The organism is Nocardia coffeae (genome assembly GCF_019890715.1).
Taxonomy (GTDB): Bacteria; Actinomycetota; Actinomycetes; order Mycobacteriales; family Mycobacteriaceae; genus Nocardia; species Nocardia jiangxiensis.
On the sequence record NZ_JAINZY010000006.1, the window covers coordinates 61,785 to 86,166 of the forward strand.

At 67.6% G+C, this 24,382-nt stretch carries 20 protein-coding genes; 14 read left to right on the forward strand and 6 right to left on the reverse strand.

Translation table 11 applies throughout. From position 1 onward, the window contains the following. Positions 1-162: 162 nt before the first annotated feature. On the forward strand, positions 163-1,761 hold the full coding sequence (locus tag K7711_RS22320) for a GMC oxidoreductase (protein ID WP_222971398.1): 1,599 nt from the start codon (positions 163-165) through the stop codon (positions 1,759-1,761). Positions 1,762-1,845: 84 nt separating this feature from the next. Here K7711_RS22320 and K7711_RS22325 read toward each other — a convergent pair whose 3' ends face one another. The 5 genes from K7711_RS22325 to K7711_RS22345 form a co-directional block, all read right to left on the reverse strand. Next, a complete protein-coding gene (locus K7711_RS22325) occupies positions 1,846-3,471 on the reverse strand; it encodes an MFS transporter (RefSeq protein ID WP_222971399.1) in 1,626 nt (541 codons plus the stop codon). A gap of 196 nt (positions 3,472-3,667) precedes the next feature. Further along, positions 3,668-5,050, reverse strand: a complete 1,383-nt coding sequence (locus tag K7711_RS22330; RefSeq protein ID WP_235747616.1) for a lipase family protein — start codon at positions 5,048-5,050, stop codon at positions 3,668-3,670. A 129-nt stretch (positions 5,051-5,179) separates the two neighbouring features. Beyond that, positions 5,180-6,550: a lipase family protein gene (locus tag K7711_RS22335; RefSeq protein WP_308014886.1), complete on the reverse strand. Its 1,371-nt coding sequence runs from the start codon at positions 6,548-6,550 to the stop codon at positions 5,180-5,182. 229 nt (positions 6,551-6,779) lie between these two features. Beyond that, on the reverse strand, positions 6,780-7,703 hold the full coding sequence (locus tag K7711_RS22340) for a VOC family protein (RefSeq protein WP_222971402.1): 924 nt from the start codon (positions 7,701-7,703) through the stop codon (positions 6,780-6,782). A gap of 55 nt (positions 7,704-7,758) precedes the next feature. After that, complete coding sequence (locus tag K7711_RS22345) at positions 7,759-8,277, reverse strand: flavin reductase family protein (RefSeq protein WP_222971403.1); 519 nt, start codon at positions 8,275-8,277, stop codon at positions 7,759-7,761. A gap of 206 nt (positions 8,278-8,483) precedes the next feature. On the opposite strand from K7711_RS22345, the gene K7711_RS22350 reads away from it, so the two are divergent. From K7711_RS22350 to K7711_RS22380, 7 genes are all read left to right on the forward strand, one after another. Next, positions 8,484-9,326, forward strand: coding sequence for a FadR/GntR family transcriptional regulator (locus tag K7711_RS22350; protein WP_235747617.1), 843 nt, complete (start codon positions 8,484-8,486; stop codon positions 9,324-9,326). Between the two features lie 309 nt (positions 9,327-9,635). Next, positions 9,636-10,832 (forward strand): acyl-CoA dehydrogenase family protein, encoded by a 1,197-nt coding sequence (locus K7711_RS22355; RefSeq protein WP_222971404.1) that lies wholly within the window; start codon positions 9,636-9,638, stop codon positions 10,830-10,832. Positions 10,833-10,858: 26 nt separating this feature from the next. Continuing rightward, entirely contained in the window at positions 10,859-11,710 is an 852-nt protein-coding gene (locus K7711_RS22360) for a fumarylacetoacetate hydrolase family protein (RefSeq protein ID WP_222971405.1), read from the forward strand. A gap of 13 nt (positions 11,711-11,723) precedes the next feature. Then, on the forward strand, positions 11,724-13,766 hold the full coding sequence (locus K7711_RS22365) for an acetoacetate--CoA ligase (RefSeq protein WP_308014887.1): 2,043 nt from the start codon (positions 11,724-11,726) through the stop codon (positions 13,764-13,766). 33 nt (positions 13,767-13,799) lie between these two features. After that, a complete protein-coding gene (locus K7711_RS22370; RefSeq protein ID WP_222971406.1) occupies positions 13,800-14,393 on the forward strand; it encodes a nuclear transport factor 2 family protein in 594 nt (197 codons plus the stop codon). Between the two features lie 32 nt (positions 14,394-14,425). Continuing rightward, positions 14,426-15,571: an amidohydrolase family protein gene (locus tag K7711_RS22375; RefSeq protein WP_308014888.1), complete on the forward strand. Its 1,146-nt coding sequence runs from the start codon at positions 14,426-14,428 to the stop codon at positions 15,569-15,571. Continuing rightward, positions 15,547-16,518, forward strand: a complete 972-nt coding sequence (locus K7711_RS22380) for an amidohydrolase family protein (protein WP_222971407.1) — start codon at positions 15,547-15,549, stop codon at positions 16,516-16,518. Before K7711_RS22375 ends, K7711_RS22380 begins: the two co-directional genes overlap by 25 nt. A 266-nt stretch (positions 16,519-16,784) precedes the next feature. Here the strand turns inward: K7711_RS22380 and K7711_RS22385 are convergent, their stop codons facing one another. Beyond that, positions 16,785-17,597 (reverse strand): PIG-L family deacetylase, encoded by an 813-nt coding sequence (locus K7711_RS22385; RefSeq protein ID WP_222971408.1) that lies wholly within the window; start codon positions 17,595-17,597, stop codon positions 16,785-16,787. 116 nt (positions 17,598-17,713) lie between these two features. Here K7711_RS22385 and K7711_RS22390 point away from each other — a divergent pair, with 116 nt between their 5' ends. The 6 genes from K7711_RS22390 (at position 17,714) to K7711_RS22415 (ending at position 24,250) form a co-directional block, all read left to right on the forward strand. Beyond that, a complete protein-coding gene (locus K7711_RS22390; protein WP_222971409.1) occupies positions 17,714-18,670 on the forward strand; it encodes an RNA polymerase subunit sigma-70 in 957 nt (318 codons plus the stop codon). 75 nt (positions 18,671-18,745) lie between these two features. Further along, positions 18,746-19,345, forward strand: a complete 600-nt coding sequence (locus K7711_RS22395) for a maleylpyruvate isomerase family mycothiol-dependent enzyme (RefSeq protein WP_222971410.1) — start codon at positions 18,746-18,748, stop codon at positions 19,343-19,345. 150 nt (positions 19,346-19,495) lie between these two features. Beyond that, on the forward strand, positions 19,496-21,034 hold the full coding sequence (locus tag K7711_RS22400) for an ABC transporter substrate-binding protein (RefSeq protein WP_222971411.1): 1,539 nt from the start codon (positions 19,496-19,498) through the stop codon (positions 21,032-21,034). Continuing rightward, positions 21,031-22,008: an ABC transporter permease gene (locus K7711_RS48975; RefSeq protein ID WP_308014889.1), complete on the forward strand. Its 978-nt coding sequence runs from the start codon at positions 21,031-21,033 to the stop codon at positions 22,006-22,008. The genes K7711_RS22400 and K7711_RS48975 overlap by 4 nt, the downstream gene beginning before the upstream one ends. Before the next feature lie 8 nt (positions 22,009-22,016). After that, positions 22,017-22,811 carry an ABC transporter permease subunit gene (locus K7711_RS22410; RefSeq protein ID WP_222971412.1) on the forward strand — a complete coding sequence of 265 codons (795 nt, stop codon included), beginning with the start codon at positions 22,017-22,019 and terminating at the stop codon, positions 22,809-22,811. Continuing rightward, entirely contained in the window at positions 22,808-24,250 is a 1,443-nt protein-coding gene (locus K7711_RS22415) for an ABC transporter ATP-binding protein (RefSeq protein ID WP_222971413.1), read from the forward strand. The genes K7711_RS22410 and K7711_RS22415 overlap by 4 nt, the downstream gene beginning before the upstream one ends. The last annotated feature ends 132 nt before the right edge of the window (positions 24,251-24,382 follow it).

Here is a 24,382-nt window from a genome sequence, read left to right on the forward strand (position 1 = left end):
GGGTCAGGTTCCCGGCTTTCGACTCTGTTGATTCCCCGGATATTCGTTCTCCGGATCGAGCGTTCTCGGCCCCGTCGCTAGCGTCGTTGCCGCAGTCCGAAGGGATTTCAATTCTCGAATTCTATGTCGCGTGCATTTCCTGCACGTATTGGAGGTCGATCGATGTCTGTCATCACCCGTCGTGCGCTACTCGGTGGGGCGGTAGCGGCGGGAATAGCCGGTGCGGGAACACGAGTCGCGGGCGCGGCCGGGAATCCGGTCGGAGCCGCGGTCGGCAGGGTGCGGGTCACGCGGGAGGAGCATCGGGCGATCGTGATCGGATCCGGCTTCGGCGGCGGGGTCACCGCGTTGCGGTTGGCGCAGGCCGGTGTGCCGGTGCTGGTCCTCGAGCGCGGACTGCGGTGGCCGACCGGGCCGAACTCCGAAACCTTCCCGCGCGCAACGTCTCCCGACAAACGGATCCTGTGGTACGGGTCGGCGCCGGAGCTGTTCGGCAGGCCGGTCGGGTTCGATCGGTATGCCGGTCTGCTCGAGACGGTGACGAGTGCGAACATGACCGCGTTGTGCGCGGCCGGTGTCGGCGGTGGATCGTTGGTCTATCAGGGAATGACGCTCGAGCCCGCGAAAGCGGTGTTCGAAACCCAGCTTCCGGAACAGCTGGACTGGGACACCATGCACCGGGTGCACTACCCGCGGGTGGCGAAGATGCTCCAGATCGCCGTCGCGCCCGACGAATTGATCGAAACCCGCAACTACACGGCCGTGCGGGTCTTCGCGGATCATGTGCGAAGGGCCGGGTTGCCGGTGTCGAAGATCCCGATGCCGATCGACTGGAACTACGCGCTCGACGAGATCCACGGCAGGATGAAGCCGTCGTACACCAACGGCGACGGCGCCTTGGGGGTGAACAACGGCGGCAAGCATTCGGTCGATGTCACCTATCTCGCCGCCGCGGAGGCGACGGGGAAGGTCACCGTGGCGCCCCTGCACCACGTCACCGATATCGAGCGGGCGAAGGACGGCCGCTGGACGGTGCACGTGGACCGGACCGATGCCTCGGGCAAGGTCGTGGAGAACAAGGTCCTCACCACTCCCGCACTGGTGATGGCTGCCGGGAGTCTCAACACGACGCGATTGCTCGTGCGCGCACACGCCGAAGGGCGGATCCCGGATATGCCCGACGGGCTCGGCGGCGGATGGGGTACCAACGGCGATCGCATCTACACCTGGACCTGCCTGGATGCCGATGTCGGCTATCCGCAGGGCGGCCCGGTCGTGTACGGCAGCCTGAACTGGGAGAACCCCGCCACCGCCGCGACGGTGATCCAGGCGTCGATTCCCCCGATGGGCCTGGACGCACGCACCACGATGCTGGTCGGCTACGGCGTCAGCAATGCCCGTGGCCGGTTCGTCTACGACTCCGCCCGGGGCGAGGCCGTGCTGCAGTGGGCGAAGGAGGGCGATGCCGCCGCGCAGAACGGTTACATCGGACCGCTGGTCCGCAAGGTCGCGGGCCCGGCGAGCGTGCTCACCGACACCAATGCGGCGGTGCCGTCCACCTGGCATCCGCTCGGCGGTGCGCCCATGGGACCGGTGTGTGATCTGGACGGCCGAGTGCGCGGACACCGCGGCCTCTACGTCCTCGACGGCGCGCTGATTCCGGGCAACTCCGCGGCCTGCAACCCGTCCATGACCATCGCCGCGGTCGCCGAACGCGCCCTGGACAACCTCGTCCGCCACGACGTGGGCTCGATCATCTGAGCCGTCCGCAATACCCCGGCCGTCACAGGACAGGGCGGGCGCCATCGTTCCGGCGCCCGCCCTGTCCGCTGGTCGGCGGGGTGGTTACGGGGTGATGATTCCGGCGGTGCTGGGTGTGCGGCCGTGTCGCATGACGAGGGCGATGACGAGTGCGACCAGGACCATGGCGGCCATGAACCAGAAGGTGAGGACGTATCCGCGGTCGGCGAAGACCTGGGGGATGGGCTGGGTGACCGAATGTCCCATGACCTCGATGTGGGCGTTGAGCGGGTGCGCGGCCTGGAATGCGGCCAGGATGGCGGTGCCGATGGCCGAGCCCAGGCCCATCGTGACGCCGAGCATGCCCGAGCCGATGCCCTGCTGTCGTTCGGGCAGGGCGTCGACGATCAGGACCGAGCCCGCGGTGTAGAACAGCGCGAATCCGATGCCGAACACTCCGGCCAGGATCGCGAACGCCTGCCACGAGTAGTGCGGGATGGCCAGTGCGAAGCCGACCGCGCACAGGGCGGTGATGACGCAGGCGACGATCGCGTGGATGCGCACGCCGATCCGCCGGGCCAGCAGGCCGCTGATCGGGCCGACGATCATCGCGACGATGCCGGTCGTGATGCCGATGTGCAGGGCGTAGGCCAGCAGGCTGAAACCGCTACCGTAGTGGTAGCCGGGATCGAGCGTCACGTGCACCACCGACGACGGTAGCGTCACACCGGTCATCTGGTGCGCCTGGTCGATGACCCCTTGCACCACAGACTGTTTCAGCCCGTCCGGGCTCGGCGTCTGGGTCATGTAGCCGGTCGCGGTGGGCATGACCGCCAGCACGCCGATGCCGAACAGCATCAGCAGGAGGGTGAGGCTGACCTTCGGGCTCAGCAGCAGGCGCACGTCCATGATCGGTGCGCTGGAACGGAATTCGATCAGTACGAAGGCCGCGACGAGGATCAGGCCGCCGATGAGCCAGGCGAGTGTGGCCGGATGTCCCCATTTCCATTCCTGGCCCTTGTCGACGTAGATCAGGATCAGCAGGGTGCCGGCCGAGAGGGCGAGGATGCCGAAGGGCTGGATGCGTTGGCGGACCCGGAGTTTCGTCTCCGGTACGACGACGGCCATGACGGCCATCGCGGCCAGCACGTAGATGACCAGGAACCAGAACATCGCGCGCCAGTCGAAGTTGTCGACCAGCAGTCCGGCGATGACCGGGCCGAGCACGGCAGAGAATCCGACGCCGCTGGCCACGACGCCCAGCGCTGTCGGAATGTGCTTGCGTGGCAGCAGGTCCCGGACCAGGCCGTAGGTGATGACGGTCATCGCGACGGTGAACGCCTGCAATCCGCGCCCGACCAGGAACACCCACCAGTTGCTGGTGACCGCGTCGATCAGGCTGCCGATCAGGAAGAACACCCCGCACAGCAGGAAGATCTTCTTCTTACCCCACATATCGCTGAGCTTGCCGAGGATCGGTGTGGTCGCCGCGCCCACGATGCCCGGCAGGATCACCGCCCAGTTGATGTCGGCTCCGATGTCCGAGAACGTCTTGGTGATCTTCTGCAGAGCCGAGCCGACCATCGTCAGCTGGAAGGTGGTGACTTCCGAGAGCAGCACCATGGCGACCACGATGGCGAGGATCCGCCACCGCGAGGCGTCGTCGGCGAGGCGGCCGGTATCGGGCGGAGCTATGTCGTCCGATTCCGGAGTGTTGGGCAAGGTGGCCATCGGCCCTCCCACGCGGAGTTGGTAACAAGACTCTTCGAAAGGTAGAGCGTTGTTCTCGCGGTGTCCGGCGTATGCGCACTGTGAAAATGCACAGGAATGCGCGCTCGTCCTTTGGCGCGGATCGGCGGGAACAGATGCGAAGAAAGGGACCGGCCACAGCTGTGGCCGGTCCCTTCTCGGGTGTTCTCCGGTCGATCTAACGCATCGCGGGGCATTCGTCCGGTGCGGGCGCACCGCGGAGCCTGCCGTCGATCCAGTCGGTGGCGCCGTTCGCTCCGTTGAGCATGGCGGATACGTGATCGCCGGGGACCGTGCGGAATTCGGCGCTCACACCGAGTTCGCACTGGCGGCGGTACATCTGGCGGGGTCCGTCGATCGGAATCCAGAAGTCGTTGTCGCCGTGGTAGATGTACAGCGGGACAGTGGATTTGCGGTCGGTCAGGCTCGTGAGGCGCTCGATCCGCGCGGCGATATCGCTCTCCAGCGGGTGATCGATGTTCGTCGCGACGTCGATCGGGATACCCACCGCGCCCAAGGGGCCGTCGGCCTCGCCGCAGATGTCCTTCAGCGGCGAGATCGCCGCCCACTGGGCGAGATGATTCATGTACCGCAACATCTCGGGATGCTCCCGGGACATCGCCAGCGTCACCGACAGCAGGATGCCCGATGCGCTGTGGCCGTTGAACACGTGCGCCACCGCGCCGTAATCGGTCACCAGACCGCCGATCGCCGCACCCGCCAGCGATCCGCCCAGGTCCGGCGCGTACTCGTGCTGGAGCATCGCGGTCGCGTAGGCGGCGATGGCCCCGCCGGAGTAGCCGGTCACCGCGTAACGGCTGTCGCGGAATTCGGTGGGGAACTGCGACCGCACGGCCCGAATCGAGTCGAGGGTCAGATGCCCCGCGACGACCGGTTCGGCGTACGCCATGTACGGCCCCTCGTGATCGGGGATGAGCACCGCCTGCCCCTTGTTCAACGCCGCCGCGACCGAGGGCAGGAAGACGTTGATGCCGTTGTTGTCCCGAACGCCGTGCGCGATCGTGTATCCGGGAGTGCAGGGCAATCCGAGGGCGTTGATCGGCATGGTGTCCACGTCCACCGGCCGGGGGCCCGGACCGGGCCACGCGGCGCCGGGGACGAGCAACGTCGCCGTGCCGAACGAGGGTGCGCCGCTCGAGGAGGTCGTCCGGAACTTCAGCAGCGACGCGCGCGCGAGCGGGGCGTTGAACATCGCGGCCGCCGTCGCGGTGATGTCCCGCGTCTGGATCGACTGCCCCGGACTCAGGTCGGCGAGGTCGGCGGGCCAGCTGTCGAACGTCGGATCCCCTGTGGGAGTGGGCAGTACGGACTTCCACAGGGCCGAATCCGTACCGTCCGCCTGCTGTGGCGCCGGTGCGGGAAGTTGCGGCAGCGGAATATTGCCGTCGATCCATTTCTGCAACGGGGACGGCGCCGCGTCACCCGGCGTCGTGGAGAATTGCGGATCACCGGATGACCCGTCATCCGCGTGCGCGGGCTGTACCGTCCACAACGTACAGCTGGCGATCAGTGTGATTACAGTCAGTATCAGGGTTCTCAAACCAGCATCCTTGTTCCGAGTGCCGTATCGCTGCACGCCCTTGTACATCAGTATTTGTCGGTACTCATTCCGCTCCGATGCCCGTTCGGGCAGGAGTGTTCACCGTGTGTGACAGAAACGTCGTTCGTGTCAGTGCGCCGGGCATTCGTTCGGCGCGGGTTCACCGCGAAGGCGGGCATCGAGCCAATCGTTCAATCCGGGATATCCGGTGAGGAAACCGATCAGATGCTCGCCGGGGACGTCACGGAACACCGCGGGCACGCCCTTGCCGCACTGCTGCTGATACATCTTCTCGGCATCCTCGATCGGCAGCCACCAGTCGAGTCCGCCGTGGTAGATGTACAGCGGCACACCCGATGTCCGGTCGGACATGTCCAGCTGTGCGTACATCTTCTCCGCGTACGGGCTGTCCAGCGGGTCGCCGATGTTCGCGGCTATATCGATCGGGAATCCGGCCACGCCGAGCGGTCCGTCCGCGTCGCCGCAGATGTCCTTGATCGGCGAGGTCGACACCCATTGGGCGAGATGATTCATGTACTGCAACATCTCGGGGTGTTCGCGCGTCATCGCCAGCACCACCGACAGGAGAATGCCGGATTCGATATTGCCGTTGAATCGGTGCGCCACATCCCGGTAATCGGCGACCAAACCGCCCGCGGCGGCTCCGACGAGAATATTCTTCAGGTCGGGCGCGTATTCGTTCATCAGCATGGCCGCGCCGTAGGCGGCGATCGCGCCACCGGAATATCCGTTCACGGTGAAACGGCTGTCGGTGAATTCATTCGGCGTGCTGTTGCGCACCGCACGAATGGAATCGAGCATCACATGTCCGGCGATGTTCGGTTCGGCGTAGGCCATCCGCGGGCCCTCGTGATCGGGCAGCACGACCGCGTACCCCTGACCGAGCGCCGCCCACACGGTAGGCAGGAATACACCCAGATCGGTGTTCGGTTTGTCGAATATCCCATGTGCCATCGTGTAACTCGTGGTGCAGTGCGCCCCGAGCGAGTTGATCGGCAGTGCGTTGACCTGGACGGGCCGAGTGCCCGGCCCGGTCCACTTGGCGGCCGGGACGATCAGCGTCGCCGTGCCGAACGAGGGGGTGCCCGTCGCCGAGGTGGTCCGGAATTTCAGCAGGACCGCGCGTTGAATGGGGACCGCCACGAGCGGGGCCGCGGTGGCCGTCACGTCCCGTGCTTCGAGGATCTGGCCGGGATGCGCGGCGGCGAGATCGCCGGGCCAGGCATCGAAGATCGGATCCCCGGTGGGCGGGGACAGCACGCCGCGCCACAGGGCTGTGAGCTGGTCGTCACCGGTGTGCGGCAGTGCCGGAACGGTGTTGTCGATCCACTGCTGCAGTGGCGTGGGCCCCGCGGTGCCGGGCATCGGCTGCGTGCTCGGGTTGATCTGCGCACCCGGATCGGCGTGCGCCGATTGTGCTGTCACGGAGGTACATCCGACCAGCGCCGCGGTAACCGCAACGGCCAGTAACGCTTTCACAACGAATCCTCGCATCGAAATACCCGGTTCGGGCGAACCTTCACGAGTATCGGTCCCCGGTACCGCTTTTCACGAATCGACGACCGATCTCTGTGACCGATTCGGCATCCGCCGAAGCCGACTTGTGCCGGATCCCAACCTCCGATCGGGGAAATCTGTCGGAGACTCTACCCGCGCGCGGAAGTTCCACCACGCGTGCGTGATTCGGTCGTACCGTGGGGGATTCGGTCTAATCGGGCGCGTGTGACCCGGTCATCAGGGCGGCGAGATCCTCCGGCGCCAGGAAGGACGGCGGGGGCGGCGGACCCCAGTTGTACAGCCCCTTGGCCCCTTCGACGACCTCCGGCTTCCACAGTGCGTCCTCGACGATGCAGTCCAGATCGCTGTAGTACTCGGAGAAGTTGCCCGCCGGATCCTTCAGGTACCAGAAGAAATTCGACCCGATGTGGTGGCGGCCCAGCCCCCACACGTGACGTTCGGGATTGCCTTCGAGCATCGCGGTCGCGCCCCGGCCGACCTCGTCGACGTCCTCGACCTCCCAGGCGGTGTGATGCAGGAAGTTCAGCGGAGCCTGCTGGACCAGGACGTTGTGGTGGTCGGTGGAACACCGCATGAAGGCGGCGAGTCCCGGAACCTCGTCGCTGATCCTGAAACCCAGTCCCTCGGCGAAGAACCGTTGGCTGGCTTGCTGATCCAGCGATCCGATCACGACGTGTCCGAGTTTGCGCGGACGCACCGGGGCGGTGCGCCCGATCCCGTCGGCGCGCGCGTTGACCCGGTCGATGCGGCCCGGACCGTTGGTGGCCGCCGGGGCCGCAGGTTGTTCCCGGATCTCGGGGGAGACCGCGACCACCACGGTGAGTGCGGAATTCGGGTCCTCGACGGTCAGGTTGTCCTCATCGAGCCGGTGGGTGACGCCGAGCTTGTCCAGTCGTGCGGCGATGCCTGCCAGATCGTCGCTGTCGTGCACGCCGAGGCCGAGTTCGAGCAGTCGGCGCTGCGGAGTTCGGGCCAGCCGCAGTTGTTCGCCGCCGTCGACGGTGCCGAACCGATTGCCGCCGAGGTCGGCGAGTCCGAAATCGCGGTAGTAGTCGGCGGTGCTGTCCGGATCGGGTACGCCGATGGTGATGGCGGTCAGACGGTGCAGTCCCATTGTCGGATCTCCTGAAATTTGTCGGAACTGGTTGTGTCGCAGATGGCTTCGAGATTCAGTGTGAGCAGGCGGCGATGCCGTCGAGGATCGGGGTACGCGGGCGGGCGGCGAAACGTGAATGGGTGCCGAAGGTTCGGTGGCCGTAGACCAGCGGAGCACGCTGACTGGATGCCGCGCGGGTGACCAGGCCGATCAGCAACAGATGATCGCCCGCCTCGACGGTCTGCCACAACTCGCAGGCCGCCCAGCCGGCCACCCCGTCCAGGCGCGGCAGGCCGTCGGTCGGCGACCAGTCGGTGGCGGAGAATCGGTCCGCGTCGCGGCGGGCGAAGACCATCGCCACCTCGTCCTGCGTGGCGGCCAGCACGTTGACGGCGAAGCGGCCGGATTCCTCGATGCGGGTCAACAGCGCCGAGCGGCGGTCCAGTGCGATCGAGAGCAGTGCCGGTCGCAGCGACAGTGATGCCAGGGAGCTGACGGTGGCGCCGTGCGGTCCGTTCTCATCCGCGGTGGCGACCACGGTGACCGGTGCGCACACCCCGGCCATCAGATCGCGAAACTGCTGGTCCAGCATGGTTGCGCACCTCTCCGGCGAATAAATCATGATTAATTGGTTCACCCAGTCTGCGGTGATCCCGGTCACGCGTCAAGGGGGTGGGGTGAATTAATCATGATTTTTTGGGCACGGGGTGGCTCAATCGTCATGATTAATTGCTAGAGTGACCTCAGCGCCGGGTGGCTTGCCGCGAGTTGCGGCTCCCTCGGGGTGAGGAGGGAACGATGAGCGCAGGCGACCACACGGGCGGCGGCGAGGACGCCGCCATGATCGACGCTGCCTCCGAAGGCCCGGCCTACTCGCGTGAGATATGGTCCCGCGCAATCGATGTGGGCAGTACGGTCGCACTCGGCGGATCCCGTGCCGAGGCCGCGGCCGGGCAGATCGCCCGCCTGGCCGCCGCGGTTCGCGCCGGTGAGCGGATCGGCAGCAAGGACGATCTGCGCAAGCTCTGCGGGGTTTCGGTCGGCACCATCAACGAGGCGATCAAACTCGCGCAGACTCGCGGGGTCATCACCTCCCGGCCCGGACCGGGCGGTGGACTGTTCGCCTGCGACCCTTCGCCGCTGTCGCGAATGAACGGCTGGTTCCGCACGGCCGCCGACGACGACTCGGCCTTCGCCGAGTCCGTGCAGATTCGCGACGCCATCGCCCCGCTGCTGATCGACGAGGTGCTGCGCTGCTACACCCTCGCCGATCAGGAGGCTCTCGCCGAACATCTCGCCCGAGTGCACCGCGCCCAGGAGTCGAACGTGGTGTCCGACTACATCTGGGCGGCGTGGGATCTGCACGCCTACCTCGCCGATCTCGGCAAGGGGGGCCTGCTGAACACGCTCTATCTGAGCATCATGGATGTCGGAACCACCTACCTGCGGGCGAAACTCGAAACCGTCGCGGTCGAGGACATCGATCCGACGCCGATGACCCGGACGATGGAGGATCTCGTCGACGGGCTGGCCCGCCGCGATCGCGAGGCCGCCGTCGACGCACTGCGTCGAACCGTTCCGACCATGGTCCTGTCGTCGTCCGAATCGGTGTCGGACGGGACCGTGGATCGCTCGGAGTAGTCGTGGTCGGGACGGCGAATCCTGCCCTCCCGCAATCGAATCGGTGACTTCGCTGCGGAGCCTCGCCCGGGTTCCGCGGTGTGCTCATGTCCGGGTGGAGCCGCGGTCCCGCCGCTTTGCGGATAATTAATCATGATTATTTCGCTGAAACCCTTGACAGGTGACCCGCCTCACTTCAACACTGAGAGCGCCGGGAATTAAACATGATGAATTAGCCGATCCGGACCTCGATGGTCGGCGTTCCCCATCACCGGAGCTCGAATCGCCGCGCGCTCCGATCGACGCAGAGTCCTCGAGCAGGAGACCAAGATGACCGCTACCGAAACCCACACCGTGCCGAGTGCCGACGAACTCGTCACGCGGGCAAGGGATCTCGCGCCGCTGTTGGCGCGCAATGCCGCCGAGGGCGAGCGGGAGCGCCGCGTTCCCGAGGAGAGCATCCAGGCCCTCACCGACGCCGGATTGTTCAAGATCGCGATTCCGAAGCGCTACGGCGGATACGAGACCTCGGTACGCACCATGCTCGAAGTGTCCGGTGCGGTCGCCGAGGCCGACGGTGGCACCGCCTGGGTGCTTACCCTGACCAACGTCTGCAACTGGATGGCGGGCCTGTTCCCGCAGCAGGCGCAGGACGACGTCTTCGGCGCGGACCCGGATGCCAAGGTGTCGGGGGTGCTGGCGCCGACGGCCGAGACGCGCAAGGTGCCCGGCGGCTGGCGGGTCACCGGAAAGTGGTTCTACAACTCCGGTTCCTGGCATGCGACCTGGGCCGGGCTCGGCATACCGCTGACCGACGAATCCGGTGCGGTCGTCGACCAGGGCACCGCGCTGATTCCGCGCACCGATCTGGACCTGCAGGACACCTGGTTCGTGGCGGGTATGCGGTCCTCGGGCAGCAACTGCCTGATCGCCGAGGACGTCTTCGTACCCGAACACCGGGTGATGCGAGTGCTGCCCGCCCTCACCGGCGACTACGGCACAGAGCACACCGACGAGGCGCTGTACCGGTCGGCGCTGGTACCGGTCCTGGCGCTGGTGCTGATCGGTCCGCAGCTCGGAATGGGCCGGGCCGCATTGGATTACGTGATCGGCAAGGCCGCGAACAAACCGATCTCCTACACCTTCTTCACCGCGCAGCGGGAGTCGGTCGGGTTCCAGTTGCAGATCGCCGAGGCGGCCCGATTGATCGATACCGCGAATCTGGTGGCCTACCGGGCGGCCGACGAGATCGATGCGGCGGCGGCCCGCGGCGAATACCCGGATTTCGCCGCTCGGGCCCGGATGCGGTCGGACACCGGCTACGTCGCCGAATGCGTCACCCGCGCGATCGAGATCCTGCTGTCCGCGCATGGCGCCGGATCCTTCGCCGAAGTCAGTCCGCTGCAACGGATCTGGCGTGACTCCGCGACCGCGGCCCGGCACGCCATCGTCTCGCCGCAGATCGGCTACGAGATCTACGGCAAGGCGCTGCTGGGCGTCGAAGAGACCATCACCCCGCTGATCTGATTCATCGTCACCGACAAGGAGTTCTCATGCGTATCGCCAATCTGTCCGGTCGGCTCGTCCTGGTTTCCGCCGACGGCTCGGCCGCCGTGGATGTCGAACAGGCCAGTGCCGGCCGCTTCGGCCCGGACCCGCAATCGATCTACGACGTCTGGGCGGAGTTCTCGGCCTGGGCCGCCGATATCGATGCCACGGCCGGAAAAGCCTTCACGGCAACCGATCTCGGCGCACCGGTGCCCGCGCCGCGCCAGGTGCTCGCGATCGGGCTGAACTACCGCGAACACGCCGCCGAATCCGGATTCCAGGCGCCCGATCAGCCGACGGTCATGTTCACCAAATGGGTGTCGTGTCTGACCGGTCCGGTGACGCAGGTGCAGCTGCCACCGGACGGGAAGACCGACTGGGAGGTCGAACTGGTCGCGGTGATCGGGACCCGGGCCCATCGGATCACCCCCGAGCAGGCGTGGGATCACGTCGCCGGGCTCACCGTCGGCCAGGATCTGTCCGAGCGCATCACCCAGACCGCCGGTCCCGCACCACAATTCAGCCTCGGGAAGTCATTGCCCGGATTCGGCCCCACCGGGCCGTGGGTGGTCACCACCGACGAGTTCGACAATCGCGACGACCTCGAGATCGGCTGTTCGATCAACGGCGAGCAGATGCAGAAGGGGCGCACCCGCGACCTGATCTTCTCGGTCCCGGCGCTGATCTCGGCACTGTCACAGAAGATTCCGCTGCTGCCCGGCGATCTGCTGTTCACCGGCACCCCCGCCGGGGTCGGCGCCGGGCGGACGCCGCCGCGGTTCCTGCAACCCGGCGACGAGCTGGTCAGCTACATCTCCGGTATCGGCGAGCTGCGTCAGCGGTTCCTGGCCTCCTGATTCGCGGACCGCAGTGAGCGAGACATTCACCATGCCGGGAACAACCGGCGCACAACAGGTCCCAGCGACCGGCCCAGCCGAGGTCGACTGGACGCCCGCTGATTCGCCGGGCCCGGCGCGACTGACCGATTTCGCTCGTGTCGCCGGTGCCCGGATCGGCTGCGAACTGCCCGACTACCGGGCGATCCATCGATGGTCGGTGCGGGATCCGGCGCAGTTCTGGTCCACCGTCGCAACATATTTCGACGTCCTGGGCACCGGGCTGGACGGTCCGGCGCTCACCTCGGCCGAGATGCCCGGCGCGCGGTGGTTTCCGGGAGCGACGGTCAATTTCGCCGAGAATCTGCTGCGGCACGCCGAGGATTCCCGGCTTGCCTCGTGTGCGGCGGTGGTGACCATCGACGAAAGCGAGACGGTCACCACGATGTCCTGGCGCGAGCTGCGTGACCGGGTCGCCGGGCTGGCCGCGAGCCTGCGCGAGCTGGGTGTCGGGCCGGGGGATCGGGTGGCCGCGGTGCTGCCGAACACCCCGGCGGCGATCATCGGGTTGCTCGCGGCGGCCTCCGTCGGCGCGATCTGGACGATCAACTCGCCGGAGCTGGCCGTCCCGGCGACGGTCGCCAGACTGTCCCAACTGGAACCGGCGGTGCTGATCGGTTGTGGCGCATATGAATTCAATACGAAGGTGATCGACTGCGTCGACCGGCTGGTGGCGCTCGCGGAGGCGTTGCCGTCGGTCCGGCACCTGATCGTCGAGGGCGTCGAGACGCTGCCGAAGACCGGTCGGGGAGTGACGGTGCGCGACTTCGGCGAGGCCGCGGGCCGCTCGGCCGCACCGGACTACGCGCCCACCGCATTCGACCACCCGCTGTGGGTGCTGTTCTCCTCGGGCACCACGGGTGCGCCGAAAGGCATCGTGCACGGGCATGGCGGAATGCTGCTGGAATCACTCAAATCCATTGCACTCCAGTATGATTGCGGACCTGATGATATCTGCTACGTCACTGCCAACACCTCGTGGATGGTGTGGAACGCGATGGTCGACGCGTTGTGCGTCGGCGCGGCGGTCGTCACGTACTCCGGATCGCCCACCCACGGCGGCCCGGATCGGCATCTGCGCAATCTCGCCCTGACCGGGGCGACGTTGTTCGGCACCGGAGCGGCCTATCTGCAACTGGTCGAGCGGGCCGATGCCGACGTGTCGGCACTGGATCTGTCGGCGCTGCGTTTCCTGTTCTCCACCGGCTCACCGCTACCGGAGTCCACGTGGCGGTGGGCGCGCGACACCCTCGGCCCGGCAGTGCATATCGGCTCCGATTCCGGCGGCACGGACATCTGCTCGTGTTTCGTCGGATCCAATCCGCTCGAACCCGCGCGGATCGGCGTCTCGCAGGGGCCGATGCTCGGGGTCGCGGTCGAGGCGTGGAACGACGACGGCGAGCGCGTCGTCGGGGAGGTGGGGGAGATGATGATCACCGCGCCGATGCCGTCGATGCCGCTGCGTTTCTGGAACGACGACGACAACGAGAAGTACCTGGCGGCCTACTTCGATCGGCATCCCGGTGTGTGGCGGCACGGCGACTGGATCACCGAAACCGCCGACGGCGAATTCGTCGTGCACGGGCGTTCGGACGCCACGCTCAACCGCCACGGTGTGCGGCTGGGCTCCGCCGATATCTACGCCGCCCTGCGATCGGTGCCCGAGATCGTCGACAGCATGGTGATCGGCGTCGAACGCCCCGGCGGCGGGTACTACATGCCGCTGTTCGTCGTGCTGGACGCCGCTGCGGAACTCGATGACGCTCTGCGCGATCGCATCGCCACGGCCATTCGGACCGGCGCGGGCGCGCGGTACGTCCCCGACGAGATCGTGCGCGCACCAGCCATCCCGACCACCCACACCGGCAAGAAGATCGAAGTGCCGATCAAGCGGCTGTATCTCGGTCAGCCGATGGAGCGGGCGGTCAACCTCGACGCGGTGTCCGATCCGGGCAGCGTCACCTTCTACCGTGAACATGCCGCTCGCATCCTCGCCGAGTCCGGTGACGCTCGGTGACCACGGCCAGATCCTTATCCGAAACGAGGGCCCATGAGTGATCACACCGCCGATATCGTCGCCGTCGGGCAGTTGGTGTTGCGCGAGCGGCAATGCCGGGACCGCGGCCGGTGGGCGGAGATGCGCGCCTGCTTCGCCGAGGACAGTGCGGTGCGGCTGAGCTGGTTCCGGGGCAGCGGAGCCGATTTCGTGACCGCCTCCGAGCAGATGGCCGCGCGCGGAGACAAGGGCATTCACCGCATGCATCCGCCGGTGGTGGACATCCGGGGCGAGCGGGCCCTGGTCGAACTCGGTGCGGGAATCGAGACCCGGACGGTCCTCGACGACGTCGAACTCGATCTGGTCTCCTATGCCAGGCTCAGCTACCGTGCCCGGCGCTACGCCGGGGAATGGCTGATCACCGCACTCGATCCGGTCTACGAACGCGACACCCTCACCCCGGCGCTGCCGGGGACCACGCTGCGGATCGACCCGGACGTGCTGGCCGGATTCCGTCCCGCCTACCGCATGCTGTCGTATGTGCTCGGGCGTCGCGGCTACTCGATCGGCGACGACCTGTTCGGCGACGATCGACCCGAGCAGGTTCGCGCGCTGGAACAGGCGAATCTGACCTGGCTGCACGGCTGACCGCTCGTGACCTTCCCGATAGGAGCGACCCAGTGACCATCGGCTCGACCACATCCGCGCCTCGGACGGCGCTGACCGGCGTGCGCGTCTTCGACGGCACCCGGTTGTCGCCGCAGCGCACCGTGACCATCGACGGCTCGGTGATCGGCGACGGAACCGCCGCGGACGCCGACACCACGATCGATGCCGACGGTCAGGTGCTGCTGCCCGGCCTCATCGACGCGCATATCCATCTGCACGGTCGCGAGACCCTCGAACAGCTGGCTTCGTGGGGTGTGACCACCGCCCTCGATATGGCCAGCTGGCCCGCCGAACTCGCGGGATCGTTGCGAAACATCCAGGGGCTCACCGATATTCGCAGTGCCGGACTGCCGGTCATCGGGCCCGGCGGCCCGCACGCCCACTTCGGCATGCCGGAGCAGGCGTTGCTCGCCGACCCGGACCGGGCCCGCGGCTTCGTCGCCGATCGGGTCGCCGAGAGGGCCGATTACCTCAAGATCGTGCTCGAAGCGCCCGAAGCGGGCGGACCCGATCTCGCGGTGGCCGCCGCTGTCATTGCGGCGGCCCACGACGCGGACCGGCAGGTCGTCGCGCACGCCTCCTCGCCCGGGGCGTACGCGTCGGCGGTCGATCTCGGGGCGGACATCATCACGCACATTCCGCTGGGCAGTCCGCTCGGACCCGATCTGATCGCACGCATGCGCGCCGACCGCCGCGTCGCGGTGCCGACCTTGACCATGATGCGGGCGCTGTCGCAGATGCGCAGTGCCGCAGACGCTTTCGCGGAGGCCAGTGCGAGCGTCGGCGCGTTGTACGCGGCGGGAGTTCCCGTGCTGGCCGGGACCGACGCTGCCGAGCAGCCCGGACTGCCGCGCCTGGTCGCACACGGGGAGAGCCTGCACGCCGAACTCGAACTGCTGGTCGAGGCGGGACTGTCGACGGTGGATGCGTTGCGCGCGGCGACGGTGCTCCCGGCCCGATACTTCGGCATGCCCGATCGCGGTGTCATCGAAGCGGGTAGGCGCGCGGATCTGATCCTGGTCGACGGCGATCCGCTCGCCGACATCACCGCCACTCGGAATATCCGCCGAATATGGTGTGCTGGAACCGAATACACCGCTGTCGCACCACGTGTCGCCGAGAAAGGCCGACTATGCCCGCGCCGTCCGATCCGCTGATCGACGTCCACGCCCACTTCGTCACCGACCGCTACGTCGCGGCCGCCCGTGCCGCCGGACACGAGCATCCCGATGGAATGCCGGGCTGGCCGGAGTGGAGTCCGGAGGCGCATCTGGCCCTGATGGACGAGTCCGGCATCGCGACCTCGATGCTGTCGGTGTCCTCGCCCGGCGTGCACTTCGGTGACGATTCCGCCGCCCGCGAACTCGCTCGCGAGGTCAACGAATTCGCCGCCGGAGTGGTGCGTGCGCATCCCGGCCGCTTCGGTCATCTCGCGGCGGTGCCGCTGCCCGACATCGACGGGTCGCTGGACGAAATCGCTTATGCGCTCGATGTTCTCGGCAGCGACGGCGTCGCGATCGAGACCAACGCGCACGGTCGCTATCTGGGCGACGCGCACTACGATCCGATCTGGGCCGAACTCGATCGCCGCGGGGCGGCGGTGTTCGTCCATCCCACCTCGCCACCGCACGCCGAGGCGATATCGGTGGGGCTGCCGCGGCCGATGCTGGAATTCCTGTTCGACACCGCGCGCTCGGCGACGGATCTGCTGTTCGCCGGAGTTTTCGAGCGGTATTCCGGCATCCGATGGATCTTCACCCACGGCGGTGGCGTCCTGCCGCTGCTCGCCGATCGCATCCAGCTGTTCCGGAGCGCGTTCGCCGGCGATCAGCCGGGCCGGGCGACCTCGGAAGTGCTGCGCGGCCTGTGGTTCGATATGGCGGGAACGCCCTTCCCACACCAGATTCCGGCACTGGAGGCATCGGTCGGCCTCGATCGCCTGGTCTACGGCAGCGACTACTGCTGGACGCCATCGGCCGCCGTGATCGCGCAGATCGCCGGCATCGATGCTGCCGACCGACCGGGCGAGCCCACCTGGCGCACCCTCACGACCGACCATGCCCGTGAGCTGTTTCCGGCGCTGAAGCGGCAGGACGCCCAGTGATGCCATGAGTCGCCTGCCGACGTCGGTCGGCAGGCGACTCATGGCGCTGAAGTACAGCACGCGCCGAATGCGACCAGCACTCGGACGAGTTGAATCCGGTCCGGCCGACGCCCGTAGCCGGCCGTCGGCGACGGAACTACGGCAGTCCCAGGATTGGCGTGCCGCCGCGACGATGAGACTGCCGACACCCCGGCCGAGATCACTGTCTGTTCGGCGCAGGCAGCGCGCTCGGCTCGGGAACGCCCAGGGTGATCGCAGCGCGCGGGTCAGCGCAGCCCGGCGAACAGATCGGTCTCCTGGTCGGGTGCGTCGGGGACGCGATTGAGGTGGCGGGTGAAGCTCTCGGCCGAGAAGATCATCTGCTGCAGGTCCGACGGCATGCGCAGGAACGGCACGCTGTCGCCCTGGCTGGCGTGGGCCTCGAGCGCCTTGACCTTGCGCTGCGCGTAGGGAGCCACATCCACGACCGCGGTGATCAGCTCCATCGGCGTGCCGAAGTCCTCCGGCGGTTCGAAGTCGACAAGGCCCCTGGAACGCAGTTCCTCGAACATCTCGAGGGAGCTCTCGCGCGGGATCGCGGTGTAGTAGAGCTTGTCCGGAATACCGGTCTCCGTGGTGGCCGCGACCGCGATGCGGTTGGCCTGAATGTGGTCGGGGTGGCCGTAATTGCCGTTCTCGTCGTAGGTGACGACCACCTGGGGGCGATAGTGCCGAATGAGATCGGCCAGTCGCGCGGCCGACTGCTCGACCGGAATATTGCGGAAGGCTTCCGGGTCCTGGTTGCCGTCCCAGCCGTCCATACCCGAATCGCGATAGCCGAGCAGTTCGACATGCTCGATACCCAGCAGCGCCGCGGACTCGCGGAGTTCGGAGAGTCGTTGTGCGCGTACGGCATTCGCGTCGTGCCCGGGTTCACCGGGTTTGATGCCGCCGGGCGCGTCACCCTCTTCGCCGTTGGTGCAGGTCACCAGCACGGTCCGGATACCTTCGGCGGCGTACCGCGCGAAAACCCCACCGGTGCTGATGACTTCGTCGTCCGGATGGGCGTGTACGGCCATGATCGTCAGTTGGTCGGCCATGAGTCCCCGTCTGTGTGTGCTCGGCGATGCGGTTCTGTCACTCTAGGAAGGAACACCGACACGAACGCGGTGATTCCGCGCGCAGCGGAATCGGTCCGCCGGGCTAGCATGAGCCGGTGAGCTCATCGTCGGGGCAGGTGGGAGTGGATCCCAGCGCACTCGAGGCATTGCGGATCCCGCTGACGGGGTACTGCTACCGGCTGCTCGGCACCGCCGCCGACACCGACGACGCCGTGCAGGAGACGTTGATCCGCGCCTACACCCGGATCGATTCCTACGATCCCGGCCGGGCCCGGCTCTCGACCTGGGTGCACGCCATCGCCACCAACGTCTGTCTGGACATGTTGCGCGCGGCCCGACGACGCATGCTGATCTGGGACGGACCGTCGGCGCGCGATTTCGATCCGGGTGCGGTGCTGCCCGACCGTTGGCTCGATCCGATGCCCGACGCGCGGCTGATCGACACCGAGGATCCCGCCGAACTGGTCGTGCAACGCGAATCGGTGCGACTGGCCTTCGTCGCGGCGCTGCAGCATCTGCCGCCGCGGCAGCGGGCGGTGCTGGTCCTGCGCGACGTGCTGGCCTTCACCGCCGCCGAGACCGCCGACATGCTCGGCGTCAGCACCGCGGCGGCGAACAGCGCGTTGCAACGCGCCCGCGTCACCTTGTCCGCGGCGCGCACGACCGTGTCCCCGTCCGATCTCGACCCCGCCGACGAGGATCTGCTGCGGCGATACACGACCGCCTTCGAGAACCACGACGTCGCCGGGTTGACCGCGGTGCTGTGCGCGGACTCCGAATCGGGGATGCCGCCGTTCGCCTGGCGGATCACCGGCCGCGATGCCACGGTGGAGATCTTCGCCGCGACCGATGCCTGCGCCGGGGACCGGATGGTGCCGGTCCGGATGAACGGCGTGACCGGCGTGGGCCAGTACCGTCCCGATGCCGAGGGGGTGCTGCGCCCGTTCGCGCTGGTGGCCGTGCACGCGCGCGACGGCCGGGTCGCGCAGGTGGTCACCTTCCTGGGCAGCGGGACGCGGTTCGCCGAATTCGGGCTGCCCGAGACAATCTGATCGCGGACCGATTATTTCCGGTCCTCCCGGTCGTAACAGTGCTGACCCCTCATCCTCCGATCGGAAGGATCGGCAATGACCGACACCGACAACCTCACCCCCGAGCGCGAGCACACGATCGCCGAACGCGAGCGTCTGGCGAACCTGCTCGCCGGATTGACCCCCGCCCAATGGGCGATGCCCTCGCTGTGCGACGGATGGCGTATTCGTGAGGTCGTCGCCCACATGACCATGCCTTATCGGACCAGGACGCTGTCGTTTCTGGCGGGGCTGATCGCGGCCCGCTTCTCCTTCGATCGCTATGCGGACCAGGCTGCGCACCGCGACACCGCCCGGCTCTCGGACGACGAGTTGCTGGCCGCGTTGCGCGACAACGTGCGGCACCCGTGGCGTCCGCCGGGCGGCGGGGCCGCGGGCGCGCTGAGCCACGACGTCATCCACGGCCTCGACATCACCGAGCCGTTGGGGCTCGCGTCCGCACCGCCGGAACGTATCGCCATGGTCCTGCACAGCTCGACGCCGAAATCGTTCGCCTACTTCGGGATCGACCTGACCGGGCGGCAACTGCGCGCCGACGACGCCGAGGTCGTGATCGGCTCGGGTACGCCGATCATCATGTCCGCCAAGGACATTCTGCTCACGGTGACCGGCCGCCACCCATTGCCGACGAACTGACCGCCGTCCTGCACGCCGGTGAGAATCGCGGTGGGCGTTCGATCTTCGAGTGCCCACCGCGCTCGGACGGGTCATCGAGAACGAATGCGAGATGACCACAACCCGCCCTCGACCGCTCAGGTTAGGTTATGCTCTCCAATACTGTCTGCGATGAGGGGGAGTTCGGTGAGTCTGTCGCGGCGGCGGTTTCTGGGGGTCGGTCTGGCGGGTGCGGGCGCTACCCTCGCGCTGGCGGCCTGCGGTTCCGGACCCGGGGGTGCAGGCGAGCCGCGTTCGGGTGGGACATTGCGGATCGGTGCGCTGGGGCAGCCGTCGAAGATCGAACGCGATCCGCACCAGACGTTGAGCAACGACAGCGATTTCCTGATCACGTCGCTGGTCTTCGACGCGCTGACGGTGCCGGGAGCGAATCCGAACGTGGCGCCGCGGCTGGCGGCGCGGTGGACGCAACAGCCCGATCCGCGGGTGTGGCGATTCGAGCTCGCCGCGGGCGCGACCTTCCACGACGGTTCGCCCGTGACCTCGGCGGATGTGGAGTGGTCGCTGCGTCGGCTGCGCGAAATCGCCGGGGAGACGAAGGTTCCGGTGGCCTCGGCGCAGGATGTCGTCGCGGACGGGCCGTCCGCGGTGCGGCTGACCACCGCGTCACCGAATCGCGAGCTGCCGCTGCTGCTGCGGCTGATGACCTTCACGGTCAAGCAGGGGACCACCGATTTCACCCGGCCGATCGGCACGGGTCCGTTCCGGCTCGAATCCTTCAACGACGGCAATGCCCGGCTGGTCCGCAACGAGCACTGGCACGGCGGCGCGCCGCTGCTGGACGCGATCGAGGTGCAGCGGTTCGACAGTACGGCCGCGATGACCAACGCGATCCTCGCCGGACAGATCGATCTCGCCTCGAACGTGGGCGCGGTGGCCGGGCGCACGGCACGGACCCGGCCGAATCTGACCGTGGTCCGCCGGGCCGACGATGTGGTCATTCCGTTGGTGATGCGGACCTCGGACGGCCCGTTCGCCGATGTGCGGGTGCGGCAGGCGCTGCGGCTGGCCGTCGACCGGGAGGAACTGGTCAAGCAGATCACCTCCGGGTACGGCACGGTCGCGAACGACGTTCTCGGCACCGGGGATCCGACCTACGACAAGACCCTCCCGCGCCGCAGCCGCGATATCCCGCGTGCCCGGCGGTTGCTCGCCGAGGCCGGATTCGACACCTCGGCGAAATATCAGTTGTTCACCAAGGAGGAGGCCGCCGGTGAGGTCGACTTCGCGAAGGTCTTCGCGAACCAGGTCAAGGACGTCGGCCTGAACATCGAGGTCGTGATCCAGGACGCCAACGTCTTCTACGACCAGACCTGGCTGAAGGCGCCCCTGTACACCGCGAACTGGGGAACCAACGATTCGGTGATCTTCTTCGCCAGCAAGACCATGTACTCCGGCACGAAATGGAACGAATCCGGTTTCAAGGACCCGGAATTCGATACGGCCTATCTGTCGGCGTCGACCGCGGTCGACGACGCCACCTACACCGCAGCCAGCCATACCCTGCAGCGGATCGAGTACGACCGCGGCGGATATCTGGTGTGGGGGACCGCCGACGGGGTCGACGTGGCCTCCTCCGCCGTGCACGGACTGCCGCGGTTGGGCGGATACGGCCGGGTGCAGCTGGAGAAGGCGTGGATGTCGGCGTGAGCACGGCCGTGCGGGCGGCGTCGTCCGGGCGGCGGCGACGCGTCGGCATCGGCATTGCTCGCGTGGTGGGCCAGCGCGTACTGACGCTGCTGGTCGTGCTGATCATCGTATGGGCCGCAGTCGATCTGCTGCCCGGCAATGGCGTCGCCGCCGTCCTGGGCCGCGATGCCACGGCCGAGCAGATCGCGGCGCGCGAACACGCTCTCGGACTGGATCGGCCGCTGCCGGTCCGGTTCGCATCCTGGCTGGGTGGACTGTTCACCGGCGATTTCGGCACGACCGTGCGGGGCACGTCGATCAATGCCTTGCTGGACACGAAGTTTCCCAACACGCTGCTGCTCGGTGGTGTGGCATTGGCGGTGACGGCGGTCGCGGCTCTGGCCGGTGGCGCCTGGTGGACGCTGCGCCCGCGCGGTCCGGTGGCGCGCGTGCTCGGCCCGACCACGACGATGGTGATCGCGATACCCGAATTCGTGATCGCGACGCTGCTGGTGTTCGTGTTCTCGCTGGGCGCGGGGTGGTTTCCGGCGGTGACGCAGATCGATCACGCGGGGCGGCCCGCACAGTGGTCGATGCTCGTGCTGCCGGTGCTGGCGTTGGCAATTCCCCAGTCGGGCTGGAATATTCGCGTCACCCGCGCGGCCTTGGCGGAGGCCGCGGCCCTGCCGCATGTGCGCGCCGCCGAACTGGACGGGCTGTCGGCCCGCCGGATCATGACACACCACGTCCTGCCGCTCGCCGCACCGACGATCGTGGCGTCGCTGGTGACCTCGGCCGGGATGCTGCTGGGCGGGGCGCTGGTGGTCGAGACGATCTTCAACTATCCGGGCATCGGGTCGGTGCTGGCGAGTTCGGTCACCGATCGGGACGCTTCGGTCGTCGTCTCCGTGGTCGCGGTGACGGGCGCGGCGATCACGCTCGCGCTGTTGCTGGCGGATGCGTTGCGGGCGTGGGCAGTTCGGGGGCGGCTGTGAGTTCGTCGATGCGATATGTGCGGACGGGCGCGGTCGCGTTTCCGGCCGCAGTGGTCGTCCTGCTGGCCGTCGCCGGGCCGTTCCTGGCCGCACACCCGGCCACCGAACCGGTCGATATTCCGTATGCGACGCCTTCGGCGGCCGCGCTGCTGGGCACGGATCACCTCGGCCAGGACGTCGCCGGCCGAGTTCTGCTCGGGGGCTGGGGATTGCTGCTGCTGGCCGCGGTCATCGCCGTGCTGGTGACCGCGGCGGCCGCGGTGACCGGGGCGGTCGCCGCGTTGCGGCCCGCGATCGGCGCGTTGATCGAGCGAACCACCGATGCGCTGATGCTCGCCCCGCCGGTGCTGGCGATTCTGGTGGTCATGCTGTCGTGGCCGGAGTCGGGCACGATCGGGCTGGTGGCGATCGCGGTCGTCGTCGGGACACCCTACGCCGCACGGGTTTTCGCGGCCGCCGCCGCGCGGACCGCCGTCTCCGGATATGTGGAGGTCGCCGTGGCGAGTGGAGAGCGGTTGCCGTACTTGATTTTTCGTGAGGTGTTGCCGAACCTGCGGGAGACGGTCGCGACACAGTTGGGGTTGCGATTCGTGGAGGCCACCTATCTGGTGAGTACGGCGGCGTTTCTGCAGCTGCCGACCTCGCTCGGGGAAACGAACTGGGCCCTGATGGTCCGGGAGAACAGCGCGGGCATCATGCTCAATCCCGCGGCCGTGGTCGCGCCCGCGGTGGCCATCGGGGTGCTCGCGGTCAGTGTGAACGCGACCATCGGTGTCTTCGGCCGACGGATGGTGACCGCGTGAGCACACCGGCGATCGTGATGGATGCCCTGACGTTGGTGAATATCAACGGCGACATGGTGTTACGCGATATCTCGGGCAGCGTGCCGCACGGTGCGGTCACCGCGGTGCGAGGCGCTTCCGGCAGCGGTAAGACCACTCTGATGCAGGCGGCGGTCGGCCATCTGCCGCCCGCGATCCGGCATCGGACAGGGTCGATCTGCGTCCTGGACCACGACATCCTCGCTCTCGACCCGCGTCGGTTGCGTGAGTTGCGACGCACGCGGATCGCGTTCGTCGGCCAGGATCCCGGATCGGCGCTGAACCCGACGATGCGGGTGCGGGCGCTGCTGACCGAGCTCGCACCCGACGACGGCGCCCGCGTGCCCGCCGAACTGCTGGCGCGGGTGGGGTTGTCCGGTGAGCTCGCCGGTCGCCGGGCGGGTGAACTGTCCGGTGGGCAGCAACGGCGGGTCGCGCTCGCGCGTGCGCTGTCCCGCGATGCGCGAATCCTGCTGGTCGACGAGCCTTTCGCGGGTCTGGATCCGGCTGCCCGCCAGGACATCGCACGAGTTCTGCGGGAATTGGCCGACCACGACGATATGGCGATCGTGCTGTCCGGACATCAGCACGCGCAACTGGATGCTCTGGCGGACCACGACATCCATCTGGACCGCCGGGCGATCGGCCACTCGGCTCCCCGCTGCTCTGCTGCCGATCCGGTCGCGAAAGAAGGCGTTTCGGTACTGTCCTGCCGCGGTATCGGTGTGCGCCGGGGCGAGAGCGTCGTGCTGTCCGATATCGACTTCGACGCCGATCGCGGTGGTGCGATCGCGGTGATCGGGGAATCCGGCGCGGGAAAGACCACTCTCGCCCGGGTCCTGGCCGGACTCGAACCCCGGGCGACCGGATCGATCCGGCTCGACGGGACCGCGATCCCGCTGACCGCGCCGCGCCGCACCGAAAGCGTCTGCCGCGGTATCCAATTGGTGCCGCAGGACCCGAGCTCGACGCTCAACCCGCGCCGGATCGTCGCGGAGATCATCGGCCGTCCGCTGGCCCGCCGCGGCCTGCGAAACCGTGCGGACCGCGAACGCGCCGTCGAGGAACTCCTCGACGCCGTGGGCCTGTCCCGCGATCACCTGCACCGCCGCCCCGCGGAACTGTCCGGCGGACAACGACAACGAGTCTCGATCGCCCGCGCCCTGGCCCATCAACCGCGAGTGCTGATCTGCGACGAGGTCACCTCCGCCCTCGATCCGGCCACCGCCACCGCCATCATGGACGTCCTGCGCGAAACCACCACCAACGGCACCGCCCTGATCATCATCAGCCACGACCTCGAACTCGTCGCCCGCTACTGCGATCGTGCCGTCGAGCTTCGCGACGGTATCCTCACCGCCTCCGGTTCTTCGGGCGAGAACACCGCCCAACCGGAACTGCGGCAGATCGCGGCGGGGTAGAACAGGCGCGGCCCTGTAGCCCTGCAATTGCGTTCTCCTGCAACCGAAGTCGTACCTCTATGTGACTGTCGGTCGGCCACCGACAGGTATTGGGTGGTTTGTACCGAATGATGCTGTGGCCGAGATGATTTC